We start from the raw sequence: 2,096 nt of genomic DNA, 5'->3' as shown, positions 1-2,096 counted from the left end.
GCCCAGGCCGCGGTCCTCCACCTCGACGGCGATCCCGGCGGTCACCCGCTCCGCGCGGACCACCACATCGGTGTCCGGTGCGGAGAACACCGTGGCGTTCTCGATCAGTTCGGCCAGCAGGTGCACCACGTCGGCGACCGCGTGGCCGCGCACCGTGCCGCCCGCCGGCGGCACCACCTTGACCCGGGTGTACTGCTCCACCTCCGCCACCGCGGAGCGCAGCACCTCGCTCAGGTCGATCGGCCGGGTCCACTGCCGCCGCGAGGCGGCCCCGCCCAGCACGGCCAGGTTCTCGGCGTGCCGCCGGATCCGGGTGGCCAGGTGGTCGACGTGGAACAGCTCCTTCAGCAGGTCCGGGTCCTCGACGGTGTCCTCCAGGTCGTCCAGCAGCGAGATCTCGCGGTGGACGAGCGACTGGAGGCGTCGGGCGAGGTTGACGAAGACCTCGACCTTCTGGTCGCTGTCGGACACCGGGGCCGGCCCGGCCAGCCGGACCAGCGTGGCCTGGGCCTGTTCGCGTGCCCCGCGCAACTCCTGGGCCAGCAGCCAGAACTCGTCCGCGCCGGCCGGGTCGGTCCCCGGCGGCGGCACCGCCGCCCCGGTCCGCGCGGCCCGCGGCACGGCCTCGCCGCGCTCCAGCTTCTCCGCCGTCGTGCGCAGTTCCTGCCGCCCGCGCACGCTGGACCGGCGCAGTGCCTCGCAGCGGTCCCGTACGGTCTTGGCCGCACGCTGCGCGCCCAGCAGGGCGGCGGTCAGCGCGCCGGCGACGAGCAGGGCGCAGCCGGCGAGCACCGGCCAGAGCCGGGCGTCGGGGGCGCCGCCGGGGCCGTGGCCGGCCAGCCGCAGGGTGAAGAGCACCGCGGCGGCCCCGCTGAGCCCGGCGGCGAGCGTGGGCAGCACGGCGGCGCGGACGAGCTGGGGCCGTATGTGCCGGCCGGGGCCCGTGACGGCGTGTCGTGACGGGGCGTGGCGTGCGGCGCGGAGTCCGGACATCGGCGTCCTCGGTACGTGGGGCCCGGACCCCCTGCTGGTGCCGGGCGGCCCGGTGTTGATCACCGGATACCCACGCTAGACCGCGCGATCCCGCCGTGGACGCCCAGTCGGGGAACTTCACCGGGGTGCTTCCCGCTGGCGAAGGAGCGCTCGTACGGGAGCCCGAATGCGCCGGGAGCGCGCACCCCGGGGCGTGTCCCGGGGTGCCCGGACGGCCCGGACCGCCCCGACTGCCGGCTGCCCGGACGGCGTCCCGGACGGTGCCCCCGCGTCAGGTGGCGGGCAGGACCGACGCGGTGGGGCCGTGGCAGGTGAGGCGGCCCGCCTCCAGGAGGTGCACGGTGTCCGTGTGGGCGGCGACCAGGTGGAGTTCGTGGGACACGACGACGAGGCTCATGGCCCGCTCGGTCCGCAGGCGCGCCAGGAGTTCCATGACGGCGCCGGCCGTGTCGTCGTCGAGGGCGGAGGTGATCTCGTCGCACAGCAGGACGTCGGGCCCGGCGGCGAGCGCGCGGGCGAGGGAGACCCGCTGGCGCTGGCCGCCCGACAGCTCGGCGGGGTAGCGGCCGGCGAAGTCGGCCGGGAGGTCGACCTGTCGCAGGAGTTCCGCGACGCGGGCGGGGACGCCGCTGCGGGTGAGGCCGCCGTGCAGGCGCACGGGCCGGGCCAGTGCGGCGCCGACCGTGCGCGCCGGGTTGAGGGCGGCCAGGGGGTCCTGCGGGACGAACTGGATGCGCCGCTGGTCCTGCCTCGTGCGCCGGTGTGCCGCCGCCGCCAGGGGGCGGCCGTCGAGCGTGAGGCGGCCGCTGTGCGCCGGGTGCAGCCCGGCCAGGACCCGCAGGAGGGTCGTCTTCCCGGACCCGGACGGGCCGACGATGCCCGTGGCGCACCCGGGAGGAGCGGTGAAGTCGACCGCGTCCAGGGCCGGCGCCGGGGCCGGGTACCGTCGTCCGCGGTCCCGGAAGGTGACGCTCACGGCCGTCGCCACCAGCCCGCGGCCCGGCTCCTGGTCCCCCGCGCGGCCCGACGGGCCCCGGGGCGCGGGGGACCAGGAGCCGGGCCGCGGGCTGGTGGCGACGGCCGTGAGCGTCACCTTCCGGGAC

Annotated in this window: 1 protein-coding gene and 1 pseudogene; both read right to left on the bottom strand. The window is 77.6% G+C overall.

Annotated elements, in window-relative coordinates:
* Nucleotides 1-993: pseudogene (locus EF918_RS35105) on the bottom strand (ATP-binding protein); the annotation flags it as partial.
* 271 nt (nt 994-1,264) lie between these two features.
* Nucleotides 1,265-2,096: ABC transporter ATP-binding protein (locus EF918_RS35100; protein ID WP_148141340.1), on the bottom strand; the 832-nt coding region annotated here is incomplete at its 5' end.

It is taken from the genome of Streptomyces sp. WAC06614 (assembly GCF_003949795.1).
GTDB lineage: Bacteria > Actinomycetota > Actinomycetes > Streptomycetales > Streptomycetaceae > Streptomyces.
This window is presented reverse-complemented; position numbering and strand designations above follow the sequence as displayed.